This window comes from Roseovarius sp. B-10, assembly GCF_056859295.1.
The window spans coordinates 1-2,892 of the sequence record NZ_JBSXOE010000002.1 but is presented as its reverse complement, the minus strand read 5'-3'; the positions used below and the strand labels follow the sequence as shown (position 1 = coordinate 2,892).

5 protein-coding genes are annotated in these 2,892 nt (G+C 53.5%); 3 read left to right on the top strand and 2 right to left on the bottom strand.

The genetic code is table 11. The features are described from left to right. The first annotated feature begins 2 nt into the window (after nucleotides 1-2). The 3 genes from AC13D8_RS00045 (at nucleotide 3) to AC13D8_RS00035 (ending at nucleotide 1,350) form a co-directional block, all read left to right on the top strand. Nucleotides 3-143 (top strand): CorA family divalent cation transporter, encoded by a 141-nt coding sequence (locus AC13D8_RS00045; RefSeq protein WP_482967141.1) that lies wholly within the window; start codon nucleotides 3-5, stop codon nucleotides 141-143. 267 nt (nucleotides 144-410) lie between these two features. After that, on the top strand, nucleotides 411-773 hold the full coding sequence (locus AC13D8_RS00040; protein ID WP_482967139.1) for a hypothetical protein: 363 nt from the start codon (nucleotides 411-413) through the stop codon (nucleotides 771-773). After that, complete coding sequence (locus tag AC13D8_RS00035) at nucleotides 733-1,350, top strand: IS630 family transposase (protein ID WP_482967140.1); 618 nt, start codon at nucleotides 733-735, stop codon at nucleotides 1,348-1,350. The genes AC13D8_RS00040 and AC13D8_RS00035 overlap by 41 nt, the downstream gene beginning before the upstream one ends. A gap of 197 nt (nucleotides 1,351-1,547) precedes the next feature. Here the strand turns inward: AC13D8_RS00035 and AC13D8_RS00030 are convergent, their stop codons facing one another. Next, nucleotides 1,548-2,687 (bottom strand): hypothetical protein, encoded by a 1,140-nt coding sequence (locus AC13D8_RS00030; protein WP_482967138.1) that lies wholly within the window; start codon nucleotides 2,685-2,687, stop codon nucleotides 1,548-1,550. A 78-nt stretch (nucleotides 2,688-2,765) separates the two neighbouring features. Next, the coding region (locus AC13D8_RS00025; RefSeq protein WP_348361624.1) for a transposase at nucleotides 2,766-2,892 on the bottom strand (127 nt) is incomplete at its 5' end.

Sequence of the window (2,892 nt, the reverse complement as noted above, 5' to 3'; positions counted from 1 at the left end):
CCCTGATCGCCGCCATCTACGGCATGAATTTCGAGATCATGCCCGAGCTGACCTGGACCTGGGGCTACCCGGCTGCACTCATATTGATGCTCGCCTCTTCCGTACTGCCCTATCTCTGGTGCCGAAAGCGCGGCTGGCTTTAAGGTGCTGAACCCAGGAAGTAAAAAAGGCTACGCCGCCAAGCCCATGCAAGAGAGCGCGAATAGTCCAGACCCGATATGCTTCAATACCGACATCATGCCGTTATAGGCAGCGCCGCAAAGCCGAAAGCAGTTGCTTACCCGAGCGGGAGTGAAAGCGAGGCTAGAGCGGGTTGCGCCCATTCCGATTCAGGATTCCCATGGGGCTTAATCTGTAATTCCCTGTCTGGCGGGCAGATATGGGGGTTTGAGATGGGCAAGCCACACCCTATGGCACTTCGCGAGCGCGTTGTCGCGTTCGTGGAGGAGGGGCATTCACACCACGCTTCCGCTGCGCGGTTTCGGGTTTCGGTGAAGTTCGTCAACGACATGGTGATCCTGAAGCACGGGACGGGCGGGCTGGAGCCGCGTCGGCAAGGCAATCGCGGCGGTCATGGAAAGCTGGCCCGTCTGCGAGGCTGGATCGTGGCGCGGATGGCTGCCAAGCCTGATCTCACGCTGGATGATCTGGTGCTGGAAACTGCCGATGAGCACCAGATGACGGTGCATCGCGTGTCTGTCTGGCGCACCCTGCGCAGTCTCGGCCTGACGCATAAAAAAAGACCTTCAGGCCGTCGAGCAAAAGCGGCCTGAGGTCCGGCAGGCGCGCCATGTCTGGATCACACGGCGTCAGCCGTTCATGGCTGAACTGTTGCCACGCATCGGTTTCATCAACGAGACCTCGCTCAAGACGAACATGGCCAAGACCACAGGCTGGTCTCCCAAGGGTACGCGCCTGATAGGCCATGCGCCTTTTGGCCACTGGAACACCCATACATTCATCGACGCATTGCGCCACGACCGTTTGGATGCGCCATGGGTCATCAACGGCGCGATGAACCGCGACCTCTTCGAGCTTTATGTCGAGACCCAGCTCGCCCCGACTGTGCACACCGGCGATGTGATCATTCTGGACAATTTGTCATCCCACAAAAGCCCCAAGGCGACCGAGGCCATGCGCGCGGTCGGCGCATGGTTCCTGTTCATGTCGCCCTACAGCCCCGATCTGAACCCGATCGAGATGGCCTTCGCAAAGCTCAAGGCACTTATCCGAAGAGCTGCTGCACGGACCTACGACGATCTCTGGCGCGCCGTTGGACACGTCTGTGATCTCTTCACCGACAAGGAATGCTACAACTTCTTCAAAGCCGCAGGTTATGAAACCAATTGAACGCAACGCGCTCTAGGTCGCATTGGTGCGGTTTATCACAATTCGACTATCAAACCGTTTGCTGAGCGTTCAAAAAGGGGCAGAAAGCCGGAGAAGGTTATCATCACGGCCGCCACCTGAAGCTTCGGGAACCCACGACGGCATTGTGCAGAGGTCATCGAAAATAGGCGTCATCGGCTCCATAGCTCATAAAGTTCCTAGAACTTATAGTGAAAATTATCTAGAACGATACGCTCGTAATTTCCGTGACTGATCTCCATTTTTGTTATATTTTCGTAATTTGCATCAAAATATATTGGGCCACTATTAGTTAATCTTAGTTTGTCTTCGTGAACGAGTTTTCCCTCACGCCAAGCCCGGAAAATCACATCTTCTTCCTTCCCTCGGCTCCAAGCCACACTCACATAAGTTCCCTTGAAATCGAACGGATCATCGGCCCAAATTGGAACAGGAACACCAGAGCTATTGTATGCGATATATTCGGAAGACACCGTTCCATTTACATAACCGCCTCCTTCGTAGAACCGGTTGTGAACCGCGATGAGATTGTATGAGTTAAGCCCTCCATAGCCAGACGGAATCTCAAAAAGGGAATCAGCAACCAAAAAGTCGTCGAACGTCAGCTCTTGCCAAACGACGTCAGCCTCAGGTTTAGTTGTCTCGCCTGGAACGATATTTGAAAAATAAACTGCGCCGTGCTCGATCACGAAATCACGCGCATGGACCAATACATCATCCGGATCCCGCACCTCGAGTCGCCACTCTCCTTGCCGACCGATGCCAAGGAAGTTTCCATTTTCATCCACCAACAAATCCAACCTCGTTTGATCACGCTTATCTATGGCTACAACAGAATAGGCGGTGGTGGCGAAATTGGACACCGGGGTGATCTTCCCTTTCATTTCAAGGATGGGCACCACGCCGATCGGCATACAAGGTTTCTCAGGCACAATGCGACCGCCAGCATTGACTTTTTCAATGAAGATTAAATCTTGTGTGGCGGTTTTTGATAGCGATTGCCAGCCTTCATCAAAGATCGCGCGAACATTATGATGTCCCGGCTCAAACACGTCAGCGCTGTCGTCCCCCAGCGATGCCTCAAAGTTGGCGAACCCATCTATATTGGATCTCTGCCGCGCTTTCGTGCCATCCGGCCTGGTCATCTCAACTGGAAGGTTTGCATAAGGCTTGTCACCCATATCAAAAACACCGTTCCGGTTCATATCCTTGAATGCATAGCAGGAGTGCCGCCACGTGTCGCGGGGTTGAGTTTGAGCATCAGCAATGGTTGCACAGGCACCGATAGCGCATGCAACTACAAGGTTGATAGATTGCATGAGAAACTTCCTTTTGCTCTTTGGATTTAATATATTCTGCTGCTGTTGCATTGGTCAAGAATCCTCTAGGGTCAGGATTCATAACCAGTAGATGACGACTGCGGCGAGGGCGATGGCTGAAAGGAAGACCTTCGGACAGCGGTCATAACGTGTCGCCACGCGCCGCCAATCCTTGAGCCTGCCAAACATGATCTCGATGCGGTTG

What these genes read in the sequence shown, in the direction of transcription:
- AC13D8_RS00040 (WP_482967139.1), top strand. Translation starts at nt 411, where the DNA reads ATGGCACTTCGCGAGCGCGTTGTCGCGTTCGTGGAGGAGGGGCATTCA.
- AC13D8_RS00030 (WP_482967138.1), bottom strand. Translation starts at nt 2,687, where the DNA reads ATGCAATCTATCAACCTTGTAGTTGCATGCGCTATCGGTGCCTGTGCA.